This is a genomic window from Pseudomonas sp. GW821-FHT12A04 (assembly GCF_058807755.1).
Window position 1 is genome coordinate 126,047 of the sequence record NZ_JBXAQZ010000013.1, and the last position, 16,468, is coordinate 142,514.

Sequence of the window (16,468 nt, forward strand, 5' to 3'; positions counted from 1 at the left end):
CATGCCATCAATGGATGACTCTACCCAGCGAGTTCGCAAAGAAACTCGCCTCTTCTATTTCCTGATCATTGTTCTGTTTCCACTGTTATCGGTGGCGATAGTCGGTGGTTACGGTTTTTTTGTCTGGTTCCTGCAAATGCTCCTCGGTCCGCCAGGCCCCCCCAACTGATCGCCATCTATCTCTAATTCAGCAGGGAGTACGGGACATGGGAAGGACGCTGCACATTGCCAGTCTGGTAGTACATGCCCGTCCGGCCCTGTTCGAGGCGGTGAAAGCCAACTTGCGTTTGCTCACGGGCGTTGAACTTCATCAGGAAAGTCCTGCCGGCAAACTGGTGGTTGTGCTGGAAACCGATCACGAAAGCCAGATTCTTCAGCGAATCGATCAGATCAATCGCTTGCCAGGCGTGCTCAATGCCGCCCTGGTTTATCACGAGATTCTCGATGTAACGGGAGAAAGCACATGCCTATGACGCGGCGAGAGTTTGTCAAAGCCCAGGCTGCCGGGATCGCAGCAGCGGCTGCGGGCCTCCCGGTCTTTACCTCTGCCAGCAACCTGATTACCGAACAAGACATGGTCGCCCTGGACTGGAACAAGGCGCCCTGTCGTTTTTGCGGCACCGGTTGCAGCGTCATGGTGGCGACCAAGGACAACAGGGTTGTTGCAACCCACGGCGACGTAAAAGCCGAGGTCAATCGCGGGTTGAACTGCGTCAAAGGCTACTTTTTATCCAAGATCATGTACGGCGTTGATCGGCTGACTCAGCCGCTGTTGCGCATGACCAATGGGCAATATGACAAACAAGGCGAGTTTCACCCGGTGTCCTGGAAACAGGCGTTCGATGTGATGGAGTTGAAGTACAAGGAGGCGCTGAAGAACAAGGGCGGGGAGTCTATCGCCATGTTCGGTTCCGGACAGTGGACGATCTGGGAAGGGTACGCGGCCAACAAATTGATGAAGGCGGGGTTTCGCTCGAACAACATCGATCCCAATGCTCGCCATTGCATGGCCTCGGCGGTCATGGGCTTTATGCGCACGTTCGGTATCGATGAGCCAATGGGCTGTTATGACGATATCGAAGTCACCGACGCATTCGTCTTGTGGGGTTCGAACATGGCGGAAATGCATCCGATTCTGTGGAGTCGGGTCACCGATCGCCGTCTAAGCCAGCCGAATGTGAAAGTGGCCGTGCTCTCTACTTTCGAACATCGCAGTTTTGAACTGGCCGATATTCCGATGGTGTTCAAGCCGCAGACTGACCTGCTCATTCTCAACTACATCGCCAATCACATCATTGAAAGCGGCTCGGTCAACAAAGACTTCGTCAGCAAACACACCAAGTTCGCCAAAGGCACGGATGACATCGGCTACGGTTTGCGTGCCGATAATCCGCTGGAGATGAAAGCCAAAAATGCCGACAAGGCGAACACCTGGACCGACATCGACTTCGAGCAATTCGCCGCTTTTGTAAAACCCTACACCCTTGAGCGCACCGCGAAAGAAACCGGTGTGCCGGCCGAGCGCCTCAAGGCATTGGCCGAACTGTACGCCGACCCCAAGCGTAAGGTGGTTTCGTTCTGGACCATGGGCTTCAACCAGCACACCCGGGGGGTGTGGGCCAACAACCTGATCTACAACATTCACCTGCTGACCGGGAAAATCAGCGAGCCGGGCAACAGTCCTTTCTCCCTGACGGGCCAGCCTTCGGCCTGCGGGACGGCACGTGAAGTGGGCACGTTCTCCCATCGTTTGCCGGCCGACCTGGTGGTCACCAATCCGGCGCACCGCGCCACCGCGGAAAAAATCTGGAAGCTCCCGGCGGGCACCATCAAGGAAAAGGTCGGGTTCCATGCCGTGCAGCAGAGTCGCATGCTCAAGGACGGCGTGCTCAATGTGTATTGGACGATGGCCAGCAACAACATGCAGGCCGGGCCCAACATCATGCAGGAAGTGCTGCCGGGGTGGCGCAACCCCGAGAACTTCGTGGTGGTGTCGGATGTGTATCCCACCGTCTCGGCACAGGCGGCCGATCTGATTTTGCCGACGGCGATGTGGGTCGAGAAAGAGGGCGCTTACGGCAACGCGGAGCGGCGTACGCAGTTCTGGCATCAACTGGTCTCGGCGCCGGGTGACGCCAAGTCGGACCTTTGGCAATTGGTCGAGTTTTCCAAGCGCTTTAAAACCGACGAGGTCTGGCCGCAGGAACTGTTGGACGGCTCACCGCAATACAAGGGCAAGACCCTGTATGAGGTGCTGTTCAAGAATGGCCAGGTCGATCAGTTCCCTGTTGAACAAATGGCGGCGGGCTATCAGAACGACGAAGCCCGGGATTTCGGTTTCTACCTGCAAAAAGGCCTGTTCGAAGAATATGCCCAGTTCGGCCGTGGACATGGTCATGACTTGGCGCCCTTTGATCGTTATCACTCCGAGCGCGGGTTGCGCTGGCCTGTCGTCGAAGGCAAGGAAACGCTTTGGCGCTTCCGCGAAGGTTACGACCCGTATGTCGAGAAGGGCAGTGGCGTGCAGTTCTACGGCTACCCCGATAAGAAGGCAATCATCTTCGCGCTGCCTTACGAGCCTCCTGCGGAAGCCCCGGACGCGGACTTCCCGTTCTGGTTGAGCACCGGTCGGGTGCTTGAGCATTGGCACACCGGGACTATGACCCAGCGTGTCGAAGAACTTTATAAAGCGGTCCCCGATGCGCTGGTCTACATGCACCCGGCCGATGCCAAGGCCTTGAATGCCCGGCGTGGCAGCGAAGTAAAACTGATCAGTCGGCGCGGCGAGATGCGTGCACGGATTGAAACCCGGGGGCGCAACAAGCCGCCCCAAGGCCTGGTGTTCGTGCCGTTTTTCGATGCCAACAAGCTGATCAACAAAGTCACGCTTGATGCGACGGATCCGATCTCCAAACAGACCGATTACAAGAAGTGCGCGATCAGGATTGAGTTGATCAAGACGGCATAAGGAGAGCTTTCATGAATTTTCGTTCGCTGTCCTTGCTTGTCATGCTGCTGATGTGGCTGCCCGCGGCATTTGCGGCAGAACCTGGTTACCCACTGGATGCGCCGGCACCGGATGGGCGGCGAGTCGGCGGGACCCTGACCCAGGAGCTGCCGGCACCGCCCATCGCGGAAGACGAGAACAAGGACCTCAAGCGTGAGCGCAATTACCCCGATCAACCACCCACCATACCCCACAGCATTCGCGGGTATGCCATCGACATGAACAGCAACAAGTGCCTGACCTGCCACAGTCGCGCCAACAGTGCGCGTACCCAGGCGCCGATGATCAGCATCACTCACTACATGGACCGTGACGGCCAGGCATTGGCGGCGGTGTCGCCGCGCCGATATTTCTGCAACCAGTGTCACGTGCCGCAAAAGGATGTGAAGCCACTGGTGAACAACAGCTTCAAGAACATCGACCAGGTCTTGCAAGACGAAATCAACCACCAGCCGAAACCTTGAGGAAAGGCCATGAAATCTTTGCTTGCCTTGCTCAAGGATTATTGGGCTGTGCTGCGTCGGCCCAGCGTGCATTACAGCCTGGGTTTCCTGACCCTCGGCGGGTTTATCGCCGGGGTGATTTTCTGGGGTGGGTTCAACACCGCGCTGGAAGCGACCAACACCGAGAAGTTCTGCACGTCCTGCCATGAAATGCGTGACAACGTTTTTGTCGAGTTGCAGGAAACCATTCACTACACCAACCGCTCGGGTGTGCGCGCCACGTGCCCGGACTGTCACGTCCCCCACGAGTGGACGCACAAGATCGCCCGCAAGATGCAGGCTTCCAAGGAGGTCTGGGGCAAGCTGTTCGGCACTATCAGTACCCGGGACAAGTTTCTGGGCATGCGCCGGGAGCTGGCCGAACACGAGTGGGCACGGCTCAAGGCCAACGATTCCCGGGAGTGTCGCAACTGCCATAACTTCGAGTTCATGGACTTCACACGCCAGGGTAAACGCGCCGCCAACATGCACTCCACCTCATTGGCCAGCGGCCAGGCGACCTGTATCGATTGCCATAAAGGCATTGCCCACAAATTGCCCGACATGAGCGGCGTGAAAGGTTGGTAGCCGGCTTTTCAAGGCGTTGCCGCCAAGCGGCATAACCGCGCCGGTTTTTCGTCTTCGATACATCGTTCGATTCCCTTCTGATTAGCCTCCAGCCCTCTGTTTAAAGGGGGTTGGAGCCGCTGCGCGCAAGTTGGTCTGCAAATTGCTACAGCCTGCGCAACACAGCAGTGGGCGGCAAACGTCCGGCAGGCAGAGGAAAGAGTGTGGACAAGTACCTTTATGTGGCAATGACCGGCGCCAGCCAGAATGCACTGGCGCAAAAGGCTCATGCCAACAACCTCGCGAACATCTCCACCAACGGCTTCCAGAAAGACCTGGAGCAGGCCCGTTCGATGCCGGTGTTCGGTGACAGCTTTCCGGCGCGTGCGTTTGCCATGTCCGAACGCCCGGCCACGGATTTCTCCCCCGGCTCACTGGTGGAAACCGGCCGCGACCTCGACGTTGCCGTGCAAGGCAACGGCTGGATTGCCGTACAGAATCCCGATGGCGGTGAAAGCTACGTGCGCACCGGCAGCCTGAACGTTGACGCCCTGGGTGTGCTGCGCGCCGGCAACGGCATGCCGGTCATGGGCAATGGCGGGCCGATTTCCGTGCCGCCGGAGCAGCAGATCGAAGTCGGCGAGGACGGCACCATCAGCATCCGCGCGATGGGCGAAGGTCCCCGGGTGATGGCGGAAGTCGACCGCATCAAGCTGGTCAACCCGGACTTCAAGAACATGACCAAGGGCCTGGATGGTTCGATCCACACCAAGGACGGCGCGCCTGCGCAGGCCGATGCCGACGTCAAGCTGGTGTCCGGGTTCCTCGAATCGAGCAACGTCAATGCCGTGGAGGAGATGACCTCCGTTCTGGCCCTGGCCAAGCAGTTCGAGCTGCACATCAAGATGATGAACACCGCCAAAGACGATGACCAGGCCATGGCTCGGGTCTTGCAGATCAGCTAATTACCAGAACGTCGCGCCGTAAAACAGGCGCACGAGGAGAATCGAATGCTTCCGGCTCTATGGGTTGCCAAAACAGGTCTGTCCGCCCAGGACACCAACCTGACCACCATTTCCAACAACCTGGCCAACGTGTCGACCACGGGTTTCAAACGTGACCGTGCCGAGTTCCAGGACCTGCTCTACCAGATCAAGCGCCAGCCAGGCGCCCAGTCGACCCAGGACAGCGAACTGCCGTCGGGTCTGCAACTGGGTACCGGTGTGCGCATCGTTGGCACCCAGAAAAACTTCACCGCCGGCAGCCTGCAAACTACCGAGCAGCCGCTGGACATGGCCATCGACGGCCGTGGTTTCTTCCAGATCCTGCAACCGGACGGCACCACGTCCTACACCCGTGACGGTACGTTCCACCTGGACTCCAACGGCCAGATCGTCAACGCCAGCGGCTTTGCCCTAGAGCCGGCCATTGTCATTCCGAACGACGCGCAGACCTTCACGGTCGGCCGCGACGGCACCGTGTCCATCACCGTTGCCGGCAACCCGGCAGCCCAGGTGATCGGCAACCTGCAAACCGCTGACTTCATCAACCCGGCCGGCCTGCAGGCGGTGGGCAACAACCTGTTCCTGGAAACCGCCGCCAGTGGTGCGCCGCAAGTCGGCACTCCGGGCCTGAACGGTTTCGGCTCCACGCTGCAGAACACCCTGGAAACGTCCAACGTCAGCACCGTTGAGGAGATGGTCAACATGATCACCACCCAGCGCGCCTACGAGATGAACTCCAAGGTGATCTCTACCGCCGACCAGATGCTCTCGTTCGTAACGCAGAATCTGTAATCAAGTCTATGTGGCGGCCATTGGGCCGCCTGCAACACCGTGAGGTAGGGTCATGAATCGCTATGTATCTGTTCTGGCACTGAGTGGGATCACCGCGCTCGCAGGTTGCGTGCCTGCGACGCCCAAGCCCAATGACCCTTACTACGCTCCGGTGTTGCCGCGTACGCCGTTGCCGGCGGCCGCGAACAATGGCTCGATCTATCAGGCCGGTTTCGAACAGAACCTCTACAGCGACCGCAAGGCGTTCCGGGTCGGTGACATCATCACCATCACCCTGAACGAAAGGACCCAGGCCAGCAAAAACGCCAACTCGCAAATTGGCAAGAACAGCAAGGCCAACATCGGCCTGAGTTCGCTGTTCGGCAGCAGCGCCACCACCAACAACCCGTTCAGCGATGGCGACCTGAGCCTGAGTGCCAGCTACGAAGGTGACCGCGCGACCAAGGGGGACAGCAAGGCCGCTCAGGGCAATACCCTGACCGGTTCGATCACTGTCACCGTCGCCGATGTGTTGCCCAACGGCATTATCGCGGTACGCGGCGAGAAGTGGATGACCCTCAACACCGGCGACGAGCTGGTGCGGATTGCCGGCCTGGTTCGCGCCGATGACATCGCCACCGACAACACCGTGCCGTCGACCCGTGTCGCCGATGCGCGCATTACCTACTCGGGCACCGGTTCGTTTGCCGATGCGAGTCAGCCAGGCTGGTTCGACCGTTTCTTCCTCAGCCCGCTGTTCCCTTTCTAGGTGGCTACGTTGAATTTCAGAAGTCTCATGATGGCTGCGTTCCTGATGTCCGCAGCGTTCAACGTTCAAGCCGAGCGCCTGAAGGACATCGCCAGCATTTCCGGCGTGCGTTCCAACCAATTGATCGGCTACGGCCTGGTGGTCGGGCTAAACGGCACCGGCGACCAGACGACGCAGACCCCGTTCACCCTGCAGACCTTCAACAACATGCTCTCGCAGTTCGGCATCAAGGTGCCGCCGGGTTCGGGCAACGTGCAGTTGAAGAACGTCGCGGCGGTGTCGATCAGTGCCGATTTGCCGGCGTTCGCCAAGCCGGGTCAGCAGGTCGATATCACCGTTTCGTCCATCGGTAACTCCAAGAGCCTGCGTGGCGGCACCTTGCTGCTGACGCCACTCAAGGGTATCGATGGCAACGTCTATGCGGTGGCCCAAGGCAACCTGGTGGTCGGCGGTTTCGACGCGGAAGGGCGAGACGGCTCGAAGATCACCGTCAACGTTCCGTCGGCCGGTCGCATCCCCGGTGGTGCATCGGTGGAACGTGCGGTGCCGAGCGGTTTCAACCAGGGCAACAGCCTGACGCTGAACCTCAACCGTTCCGACTTCACCACCGCCAAGCGCATCGTCGACAAGATCAACAACATGCTCGGCCCTGGCGTAGCCCAGGCCATCGACGGCGGGTCGATTCGCGTCACCGCGCCGCTCGATCCGAGCCAGCGCGTCGACTACCTGTCGATCCTGGAAAACCTCGAAGTCGATCCGGGCCAGGCAGTCGCGAAAGTCATCATCAACTCCCGTACCGGCACCATCGTGATCGGCCAGAATGTCAAGGTTTCCCCGGCCGCCGTGACCCACGGCAGCCTGACCGTGACCATTACCGAAGACTCGATCGTCAGCCAGCCCGGCCCTCTGTCCAATGGCACGACGGCGGTGGTGCCGCGTTCGAAGGTCAACGCTCAGCAGGAAGCCAAGCCGATGTTCAAGTTCGGCCCTGGTACCACCCTCGACGAGATCGTGCGGGCGGTGAACCAGGTCGGCGCGGCACCGGGTGACTTGATGGCCATCCTCGAAGCGCTGAAGCAGGCCGGCGCCCTGCAAGCCGATCTGATCGTGATCTGAGGACGGCCATCGTGGATATGCGCAAGAGCGGTCTGGTCAGCAGCAGCGATTCGGGCTCCTATTCGGACCTCAATCGTCTGAATCAGCTCAAGGTCGGCGACAAGAACAGCGACGGCAACATGCGCAAGGTGGCGCAGGAGTTCGAATCGCTGTTCCTCGGTGAGATGCTCAAGTCCATGCGCTCGGCAACCGAAGCGCTGGGGCAGGACAATCCGATGAACACGCCGGCGGCCAAGCAGTACCAGGAAATGTACGACCAGCAACTGGCCGTTTCCATGTCCCGCGAGGGCGGTGGTATCGGCCTGGCGGACGTGCTGATGCGCCAGATGTCGAAGAACAAGCCATTGGCGCCGGGCGAGGCCGCTGCTGCATCGCTGGCCAGGCAAGAGGCTGCCAAGGCCGCCGTGCAAACGCCGGTGGCGGCGGGCACGGTTGCGGTCAATGGGCCGCTGTCGCGGGTCAATGGCCAGCATCCATTGTGGGCTTCGCGATCGGTCCATGCGCCGCAAGAGGCGGGCGAGGGTGGTCATCGCAATGACATGGCTCTGATCAATCAGCGACGCCTGGCGTTGCCGCCGAAGCTGGCTGATCGTCTGTTGGCCGGGCTGGTGCCTTCGGCGACGGCCGCAGCCACGACGATCAACAAGACACCGTTGCCTGAGCGCGCGACAAGCACTGGCACCGGTCCTTTGTATAACGGCGACTGGCTGGCCAGCGCGCAGCAAACTTCCAGTGGCGGCATGCAGATCTACGGTCGCGCCATGGCGCAGATTCCGCTGGCGCTGGCGAAGAAAGCCTTCGGTTCCGCCGACCAGTTCGTCAACACCATGTTGCCGATGGCCAAGGAAGCGGCGGCCCGCATTGGTGTCGATCCGCGTTACCTGGTGGCGCAGGCGGCCCTGGAAACCGGCTGGGGCAAGTCGGTCATGCGTGCTCAGGACGGCAGCAGCAGCCACAACCTGTTCGGCATCAAGGCCGGCAATAGTTGGCAGGGCAATTCGGCGCGGGCGATCACCAGCGAATTCAGGAACGGGCAGATGGTCAAGGAGACGGCGCAGTTCCGCTCCTACGACTCCTACGAGGACAGTTTCCACGACCTTGTAACTTTGCTGCAGACCAACAATCGCTATCAAGATGTCGTGAAGTCGGCCGATAACCCAGAACAGTTTGTACGCGAGTTGCAGAAGGCCGGTTACGCAACCGATCCGAACTACGCGAGCAAGATTTCGCAGATAGCCAAGCAGATGACGAGTTACCAGAACTACGCTGCGGCGGGCGTTTCAACTACGCCTTTATAGGCACAAGGTATAAGGTCTGAACCATGAGTTTGCTCAATATCGGGATGTCGGGGCTGAGTGCTGGCCATAACTCGTTGGTGACGACCGGCAACAACATTGCCAACGTCGACACCGCCGGGTACTCGCGCCAGCAATCTGTGCAGAGCACCAAAGGCTCGATTCAGTACGGCAATGTGTTCATCGGCACCGGCACAACGCTGGCCGATGTGCGTCGCGTGTACAACGCCTACCTCGATTCGCAGCTGCGTACCGCCACCTCGCTCAACAGCGAAGCGGCGTCGTACAACGCTCAGGCCACTCCGCTGGACGCCACGCTTTCCGATACCAACACCGGGCTGACCGGCGTGCTGCAAAAGTTCTTCACCTCGATGCAGGGCGTTTCGACCTCGGCCACCGACGACACGTCCCGCCAGTCGGTGCTGACCGGTGCCCAGGCCCTGTCCGCCCGCTTCAATTCGATTGCCAAGCAGTTGAACGACCAGAACACCAACCTGAACGGCAGCCTGGGCGACATGGCGGATCAGGTGAACAAGCTGTCTACCACTATTGCCACGCTCAACCAGAAGATTTCCGAGCTCTCCACCGGCACCAATCAGCCAAACGACCTGCTGGACTCACGCAACGAAGCCGTGCGGCAACTGTCCGAGCTGGTCGGTACCCAAGTGGTCGAGCGTGGCAGCAGCTACGACATCTACATCGGCAGCGGCCAGCCCCTGGTGGTCGGCAACACCACCAATTCACTGCAAACCGTGCCGAGCCAGAACGATCCATCGCGCATGGCGCTGCAGCTGAACCGTGGCTCCAGCACCATCGACGTGACCTCGGTGATCAGCGGTGGTGAAATCGGTGGTCTGCTGACTTACCGCAAGGAAGTGCTCGACCCTTCGCTCAATGAGTTGGGGCGCGTGGCGCTGGTGGTGGCCGACCAGATCAACAGCCAGCAGGCGCAAGGCATCGACAAGAACGGTGACTTCGGCGCGGCGATCTTCAACAACATCAACAGTGCCGCCCTGATCAGTCAGCGCAGCATTGCGGCAGCGGGCAACAGTGCCGGCTCCGGCAACCTGGATGTCACCATCAAGGACACCGGCAAGCTGACCGCCAGCGACTATCAGGTGACGTTCACCAGCGCAACCAACTACACCGTCAAGCGCTCGGACGGCACCGACATGGGCTCGTTCAGCACCACGACGACGCCGGCTCCGGTGATCGATGGCTTCAGCCTGAACCTGAACGGCGGTGCGTTGAGCGCCGGCGACTCGTTCAAGGTGACACCGACCCGTGGCGCGGCGGCCGGTATCCAGACCGTGCTCACCGACCCGAAAAAAATCGCCGCGGCCGCACCCTTGACCGGTGTGACCAGCGCCAACAACACCGGCACCTACACCCAGCCGACGCTGACCAGCACCATCGATATCTACAACCCGGCGGCCCAGGCAGAAATGCAGACCGCGCTCAAGAACTCGACGCCGGTCAAACTGGTGTTCGGGGCGGCCAGCGGCGGTAGCCAGACCTACAACATGGTCGATGCCAAGGGCAACTCGATCGGCACCGGCACCATCGTTCCCGGCCAGAGCAACACCCTGAACCTGAAAGTGGGCATGGTCGATGCCAGCGGTGCGCCGGTGATGGACAACAGCGTCACGCCAGCCGTGCAGAAGACCTTCACTGTGCAGACCACGGTCGGCGCCACGCCAGCGAGCGGCGAAAGCTTCACCATCAACCTGACCGGCGCGGCGTCTTCGGACAACCGCAATGCTCAAGCGCTGGTGGGTTTGCAAACCAAGCAGACCGTAGACACCGGCACCGCGAGCAAGGGCATCAGCCTGACCGATGCCTACAACAAGCTGGTGACCAACGTCGGCGCCAAGGCTGCCCAGGGCAAGTCCGACAGCGACGCCACCACGGCAATCCTGGCCAATGCCAAGGGGGCGCGGGATTCGAACTCCGGGGTCGACCTGGATGAGGAAACCGGCAACCTGGTCAAGTACCAGCAGTACTACACCGCGTCTTCGCAGATCATCAAGGCTGCGCAGGAAATTTTCACCACGCTGATCAATAGCCTTTAAGGAGTCGTAATTCATGCGCATTTCCACCGCCCAGTATTACGAAATCACCGCTGCCAACTACCAGCGCAACTTCAACAAGGCCATCGCGACCAGCAACGAAGCCAGCAGCCTGGTCCGCATCAATACCGCCGCCGATGATCCGATCGGCGCCGGTCGTTTGCTGCAACTGGGTCAGCAGAGCGCGATGCTTGATCAGTACAAAACCAACATCGGCAGCACCAAAAATGCGTTGAGCCTGCAGGAAACCACGCTCGACTCCATCGGTACGGCTCTGCAGCGCGTCAAGGAACTGGCCCTCGCTGCCAGCAACGGCATTGCCACCGACGCGGACCGCAAGGCTTATGCGTCGGAACTGGGCCAGATCCAGCAACAAGTGCTGGGCCTGATGAACTCCAAGGACGCGAGCGGCAACTACCTGTTCTCCGGTTCGAAAACCGACACCGCGCCTTACTCGCAGAACGCCGACGGCACCTACAGCTACAACGGTGACCAGACCACCATCGACCTTGGTATTGGCGATGGCATGACGGTCGGGACCAACACCACTGGCTGGGATGCGTTCCAGCAGACCATCAATACCAGTCGCACCCAGACCACCATGACTGCTCCGGCGGTGGATGACGGTCGCGTGGTGCTGTCCAACGGTACGGTTGGCACCAGCTCCACCTACAACGCGAAGTTCACTGGCGGCCAGCCCTACACTGTCAGTTTCCTCAGCAGCACCCAGTTGAAGATCACCGACTCGCTGGGCAACGACGTGACCGCCGAAGCCAGCCAGAACGGTCTGATCAGCAATGCCAACGGCGCCAACCAGACGGTCAGTTTCCGTGGCGTCGACCTGAAGCTGAACATCAACCTCAAATCCGGTGATACCAACCCGGATGCGGTGATCGCCGGCCACAGTTTCAATCTGTCTTCCACGTCGGATACCTTCAACACCTCGCGCAGCGCCGGTAACCCGTCGACGGCGGTCATCACCGGTTCCAGCGTGACCGACCCGACGGCTTACACCAACGCCTTCCCGGCGGGCGGGGCGATCCTCAAGTTCACCAGCGCCACCAATTTCGACCTGTATGCAGCCCCGATCACCGCTGACAGCAAGCCGGTCTCGTCGGGCACGGTTTCGGGCGGCAACGCCACCGCGGCGGGCGTGACCTTTGCCCTGGGCGGAGGCACTCCAGCGTCCGGCGACCAGTTCGTGATCCAGAACAACAACCATCAGACCCAGAACGTGCTCGACACCCTGGGCCAGATGATCACCGCGCTGAACACGCCAGTCGACGGCGACGCAGTGGCCAAGCAGAAGTTTCTGGGGGCCATGGAGTCAGGAATGGGCAACATCGACAGTGCGGCCAACCAGATCGGCTCGGCCATCACCACGATCGGTGCCCGCGGTCAGGCGCTGGATAACCAGACCGCGACCAACGAGAGCCTGACCCTTGCGAACAGCGAGAGCCAGAAGTCAATTCGCGATTCGGACCCGGCCGAAGTCATGACTCGCCTGACCTTGCAGCAAACCATGTTGCAGGCTGCGCAGCTGGCCTTCAGCAAGATTTCCCAGCTGGGCCTGTTCAACAAGATCTGACGGTGGTCGGGCGCGCAGGCGCCCGATGGCCTTGTCCCTTCAGTATTTATCGTCTTTTTTTGCGGTAACAAAGGGCTCGCTATTCAGGGCGGGCTCGCGCCGCCTGTGAGCCCGCCGTGAATTCACTCCCGCTTGTCAGCCTGGTCATTCCCGCCTTCAATCCGCGCTTTTTCGGTCGTGCCTTGCACACGGCGGTGAGCCAGAGCTACGGCAATCTGGAGATCATCGTTTGCGATGACAGTCGCGGCCAGGAAATCGAAGACATCGTGGCTTCGCTGGTTGAGGAGGGGGCGAGCGTACGTTATGTGCGTAACCCGCGAACCCTGGGGCTGGTGGGTAACCTGCAGGCTTGCCTGGAGCAGGCGCGGGGCGAGTACATCAAATTTCTTTGTGATGACGACCAGTTGTTCTCGGCCTGCATCGAGCGTCAGGCGCAGATGCTCATCGATTGTGCCGACGTCAACCTGGTCGTCGCTCAGCGACTGCTTTGGGATGCCGACGACATGCCTCTGCCTTCGCGCCTGGAAAATACCCCGCTGTCCCCTGTGGGCGGGGTGTTCAAGGGGGAGGACCTGCTGGCGATCTTCGAAAATTTCCCGGTCAACATCCTCGGTGGTTTCAGCAACGCGATGTTCCGTCGGGCTGACGTGCTCGAACTGTTCCCGGCACTGACTCAGCCAGGCCATTGCTTCGTCGCGACCCTCGACTTCGCCTTGTATGTCTGCCTGATGCGGCGCGGCAACCTGGCGGTGTCCAATCACGTGCTCGGCGTCGAACGCCTGTACCCCGAACGATTGAGCGGCCAACAGTCGATGAAGGACGCAGCCGAAATCGAGCGGCAGTGGCTGTCGCAGATGCTCAAGGCACGTAGCGGCGAATCAGCGCCGGCCCAGGGCTGGGTGCGCTATCTGCCATTGACCAGGGTGGAGGAGTCGCCGCGGGTTTGGGAGGAGTTGCCGCTGAGCCGGACCCTGGGCACCAAGCAGACCACCCAGGACTGGCATGTCGGTATTGCCAGTGTCAGTTTCGCGCAACTGTATGCCCAGTGGCTGGCGTGCCGCCGTCTCACCGACGGTCAGCGCGAGCTGCTGGCGGACACGTTGGAGGCGTGGCCAACAAAGCCCAAAATCGTTCCGATCATCATCGATGAGCACGGCAGCCGTTCGGCGTTGGAGCTCACCCTGCAATCGCTGGCGGATCAGGATTACGCCCCTGAGCTGACGCTGGTGCTGTCGGCATCGTGCACAGAAGCCGTGCTGGACGAGCGCGTGTTCCGTTTGCCGTTGCAGGACGACTGGCAGCAGCAGATCAACGCCTTGTTACCGCAACTGGAAGGCACTGGCTGGTTCTATCTGCTGCGTGCCGGTGATCGGCTGGTGGCGCCGGCCTTGCTGGTCATGGCTGAACGCATTGCGCTGTCGCGCGCGATTACCTGTCTGTACAGCGACGAAGGTGGGTTGCATCAGGGGGAGTCGGCCGAGCCTGCCTTCAAGCCGGACTTCAACCTGGACCTGATGCGCAGTTATCCCTACGTGGGGCGAGCGCTGGCATTCGAGCGCGAGCAGTTCCTGGCGCTGGGCGGTTTCGATTCGGTGTACGGCGAACTGGCGCCACACGATGTGTTGTGGCGAATGGTCGAGAGCGGCGGTACGCAGGTGGTCGGACACGTTTCGGAGGTTCTGCTGGAGTCGGCGTTCGACCTGACCAAATGGCTGTCGCTGCCGCAAGTGGTGGACACCAATCCGCGGTTACTCGAGGCGCACTTGCAGCGCCTGGGTGTCGCCCACGGCATTCGCCAGGGCAGTTCGGCACTGCTCAATCGGGTCGACTATCACCATGAAGATCGGCCGCTGGTGTCGATCGTTATCGTCAGCAAGGACCAGACCCTGGCGTTGCAACGCTGTGTCGAGAGCCTGCTGGAGAAAACCGCGTACGGTGAATACGAGTTGCTGTTGGTGGACAATGGCAGCGAGAGCGCCGAGGCGCTTGACTGGTTCGCCGGCATGGCGCAACTGGGCAGCGACCGGGTCCGGGTGTTGCGTTACGAGTTGCAGGGCAATGCAGCGGCGGTGCGCAACTTCGCCGTGCAGCAGGCCGCTGGCGAGTATGTCCTGATGCTCAACCCCTACACGGTGATCACCCAGGCGCAATGGCTGGGTGAACTGCTCAATCATGCACAACGTCCGGAAGTCGGTGTGGTGGGGGCCAAGCTGTTCAACCCCGATGGCCGCGTGCTGCATGCCGGCCTGATTCTCGGGCTGCAAGGGCCCGCCGGCGTGCCGTTCCATGGCGAGATGCTGCACGCGGCAGGCTACATGTACCGCTTGCAGGTCGCCCACAATTTCAGTGCCGTCGGCGGCGACTGCCTGATGGTGCGCAAGGCGGTCTTCGATGCGGTCGGCGGCCTGGATGAGCAGGGCCTGGCGCACTCCCTCAACGAGGTGGACCTGTGCCTGCGGGTCGGCCAGGAAGGTTATCTGGTGGTGTGGACGCCCCACGCGCAACTGGCCTTGGGCGCGCAACCGGCGGTGGTAGCGCAAGAGGGTGACCAGGCCCGGAGCGAACAGGAGCAGGAGGTTTTCTATAAGCGCTGGCTGCCGATCGTGGCCCGTGATCCGGCCTACAACACCAACCTGGCGTTGCAGGGGTTGGGCGGGGCAAGCTTCAGTCTCGAGCCCGGCTTGCGATCCGGTTGGAGTCCGTTTTCCAAGGCGCAATTACCGAAGATTCTCGCGTTGCCGGTCAACGCATCCGCCATTGGCCATTATCGGGTCACGCAACCGCTGATCGAACTGGAGGCCGCCGGCAGGGCGCATGGGCGCATTCATTACAACCTGCCGACCATCATCGAAGTCGAGCGCCATTCGCCTGACGTGATCATCTTGCAGGGGCGCTATTCCGAAGGTCCGATCAACGAAATCCCGAGCCTGCAAAAATATTCCAGCGCGCGACGTATCTATGAGCTGGATGACTTTGTGATCAACGTCCCGCACCGTAATGCGCATATTCGCAATATGCCGGGAAAGGATGAAATGGAGTCGCTGGTCCGGCGCGCCATCGGCATGTGCGATCGCGTGGTGGTCTCCACCGAACCGCTGGGTAACGCACTGTCGGACATGCATCACGACATCCGCGTGGTACCCAACATGTTGGCGTCGCACTTGTGGACCGATCTGCGCAGTCAGCGCCGCACTTCGAAAAAACCTCGGGTCGGCTGGGGTGGCGGCACCAGCCACCACGGTGACCTGGCGGTCATCGCCGATGTGGTCCGCGAATTGGCCAATGAAGTCGACTGGGTCTTCTTCGGCATGTGCCCGGACGATTTGCGCCCGTACATGCATGAGTTTCATGGGGTGATCGGGCTGGATGTGTACCCGGCCAAGCTGGCCAGCCTGAACCTGGATCTGGCATTGGCGCCGTTGGAGTTCCACATCTTCAACGACTGCAAGAGCAACCTGCGGCTGCTGGAGTATGGCGCGTGCGGTTACCCGGTGATCTGCACCGACACCGAAGCCTATCGCGGCTACTTGCCGTGCACCCGGATCAAGACCAACTCCACGGATGAATGGCTGCAGGCGATCCGCATGCACCTGGCCGATCCGGACGCCAGCTATCGCATGGGCGATGAGTTGCGCGAGATCGTGCTGCGTGACTACGTGCTGCGCGGCGACAATTTGCGCTACTGGGAAAATGGCTGGCTGGCGGACTGACCGTTCGCGCATCCATCCCGTCCAGGCAGGCGACATTGAGTCGCCTGCCTTTTTTTTGCCGCCAGGTTTTCCAATCAGCGTTGAAGATGC

The 16,468-nt window shown here is 60.7% G+C and carries 13 protein-coding genes; all 13 read left to right on the forward strand.

Features of this window, described 5'->3' with window-relative positions; genetic code table 11:
- Nucleotide 1 precedes the first annotated feature (1 nt).
- Complete coding sequence (locus AC1RS8_RS20825) at nucleotides 2-169, forward strand: periplasmic nitrate reductase, NapE protein (protein WP_173677902.1); 168 nt, start codon at nucleotides 2-4, stop codon at nucleotides 167-169.
- 37 nt (nucleotides 170-206) lie between these two features.
- Nucleotides 207-473 carry a chaperone NapD gene (locus AC1RS8_RS20830; RefSeq protein ID WP_489339994.1) on the forward strand — a complete coding sequence of 89 codons (267 nt, stop codon included), beginning with the start codon at nucleotides 207-209 and terminating at the stop codon, nucleotides 471-473.
- Nucleotides 464-2,968, forward strand: a complete 2,505-nt coding sequence (gene napA, locus AC1RS8_RS20835; protein ID WP_090453787.1) for a nitrate reductase catalytic subunit NapA — start codon at nucleotides 464-466, stop codon at nucleotides 2,966-2,968. Before AC1RS8_RS20830 ends, napA begins: the two co-directional genes overlap by 10 nt.
- 41 nt (nucleotides 2,969-3,009) lie before the next feature.
- Nucleotides 3,010-3,471 carry a nitrate reductase cytochrome c-type subunit gene (locus AC1RS8_RS20840; RefSeq protein ID WP_489340609.1) on the forward strand — a complete coding sequence of 154 codons (462 nt, stop codon included), beginning with the start codon at nucleotides 3,010-3,012 and terminating at the stop codon, nucleotides 3,469-3,471.
- 9 nt (nucleotides 3,472-3,480) lie between these two features.
- Nucleotides 3,481-4,077, forward strand: a complete 597-nt coding sequence (locus tag AC1RS8_RS20845) for a cytochrome c3 family protein (RefSeq protein WP_057715918.1) — start codon at nucleotides 3,481-3,483, stop codon at nucleotides 4,075-4,077.
- Nucleotides 4,078-4,280: 203 nt separating this feature from the next.
- Nucleotides 4,281-5,021: a flagellar basal body rod protein FlgF gene (locus tag AC1RS8_RS20850; RefSeq protein WP_057715917.1), complete on the forward strand. Its 741-nt coding sequence runs from the start codon at nucleotides 4,281-4,283 to the stop codon at nucleotides 5,019-5,021.
- A 45-nt stretch (nucleotides 5,022-5,066) separates the two neighbouring features.
- The gene (gene flgG / locus AC1RS8_RS20855; RefSeq protein WP_057715916.1) at nucleotides 5,067-5,852 is read left to right on the forward strand and encodes a flagellar basal-body rod protein FlgG; all 786 of its coding nucleotides are present in this window, start codon (nucleotides 5,067-5,069) and stop codon (nucleotides 5,850-5,852) included.
- 52 nt (nucleotides 5,853-5,904) lie between these two features.
- A complete protein-coding gene (flgH, locus tag AC1RS8_RS20860) occupies nucleotides 5,905-6,600 on the forward strand; it encodes a flagellar basal body L-ring protein FlgH (protein ID WP_057715915.1) in 696 nt (231 codons plus the stop codon).
- A 27-nt stretch (nucleotides 6,601-6,627) separates the two neighbouring features.
- Nucleotides 6,628-7,716 carry a flagellar basal body P-ring protein FlgI gene (locus AC1RS8_RS20865; RefSeq protein ID WP_493163461.1) on the forward strand — a complete coding sequence of 363 codons (1,089 nt, stop codon included), beginning with the start codon at nucleotides 6,628-6,630 and terminating at the stop codon, nucleotides 7,714-7,716.
- 11 nt (nucleotides 7,717-7,727) lie between these two features.
- Nucleotides 7,728-9,014 carry a flagellar assembly peptidoglycan hydrolase FlgJ gene (flgJ, locus tag AC1RS8_RS20870; protein WP_489339995.1) on the forward strand — a complete coding sequence of 429 codons (1,287 nt, stop codon included), beginning with the start codon at nucleotides 7,728-7,730 and terminating at the stop codon, nucleotides 9,012-9,014.
- Between the two features lie 23 nt (nucleotides 9,015-9,037).
- Nucleotides 9,038-11,083, forward strand: a complete 2,046-nt coding sequence (gene flgK, locus AC1RS8_RS20875; RefSeq protein WP_218497039.1) for a flagellar hook-associated protein FlgK — start codon at nucleotides 9,038-9,040, stop codon at nucleotides 11,081-11,083.
- A gap of 13 nt (nucleotides 11,084-11,096) precedes the next feature.
- Entirely contained in the window at nucleotides 11,097-12,668 is a 1,572-nt protein-coding gene (locus AC1RS8_RS20880; protein ID WP_489339996.1) for a flagellar hook-associated protein 3, read from the forward strand.
- A 116-nt stretch (nucleotides 12,669-12,784) separates the two neighbouring features.
- Complete coding sequence (locus tag AC1RS8_RS20885; RefSeq protein WP_489339997.1) at nucleotides 12,785-16,378, forward strand: glycosyltransferase; 3,594 nt, start codon at nucleotides 12,785-12,787, stop codon at nucleotides 16,376-16,378.
- Nucleotides 16,379-16,468 lie beyond the last annotated feature (90 nt).

What these genes read in the sequence shown, in the direction of transcription:
- napA (WP_090453787.1), top strand. Translation starts at nt 464, where the DNA reads ATGCCTATGACGCGGCGAGAGTTTGTCAAAGCCCAGGCTGCCGGGATC.
- flgG (WP_057715916.1), top strand. Translation starts at nt 5,067, where the DNA reads ATGCTTCCGGCTCTATGGGTTGCCAAAACAGGTCTGTCCGCCCAGGAC.
- AC1RS8_RS20865 (WP_493163461.1), top strand. Translation starts at nt 6,628, where the DNA reads ATGATGGCTGCGTTCCTGATGTCCGCAGCGTTCAACGTTCAAGCCGAG.
- AC1RS8_RS20840 (WP_489340609.1), top strand. Translation starts at nt 3,010, where the DNA reads ATGCTGCTGATGTGGCTGCCCGCGGCATTTGCGGCAGAACCTGGTTAC.
- flgH (WP_057715915.1), top strand. Translation starts at nt 5,905, where the DNA reads ATGAATCGCTATGTATCTGTTCTGGCACTGAGTGGGATCACCGCGCTC.
- flgK (WP_218497039.1), top strand. Translation starts at nt 9,038, where the DNA reads ATGAGTTTGCTCAATATCGGGATGTCGGGGCTGAGTGCTGGCCATAAC.
- AC1RS8_RS20845 (WP_057715918.1), top strand. Translation starts at nt 3,481, where the DNA reads ATGAAATCTTTGCTTGCCTTGCTCAAGGATTATTGGGCTGTGCTGCGT.
- AC1RS8_RS20825 (WP_173677902.1), top strand. Translation starts at nt 2, where the DNA reads ATGCCATCAATGGATGACTCTACCCAGCGAGTTCGCAAAGAAACTCGC.
- AC1RS8_RS20830 (WP_489339994.1), top strand. Translation starts at nt 207, where the DNA reads ATGGGAAGGACGCTGCACATTGCCAGTCTGGTAGTACATGCCCGTCCG.
- AC1RS8_RS20880 (WP_489339996.1), top strand. Translation starts at nt 11,097, where the DNA reads ATGCGCATTTCCACCGCCCAGTATTACGAAATCACCGCTGCCAACTAC.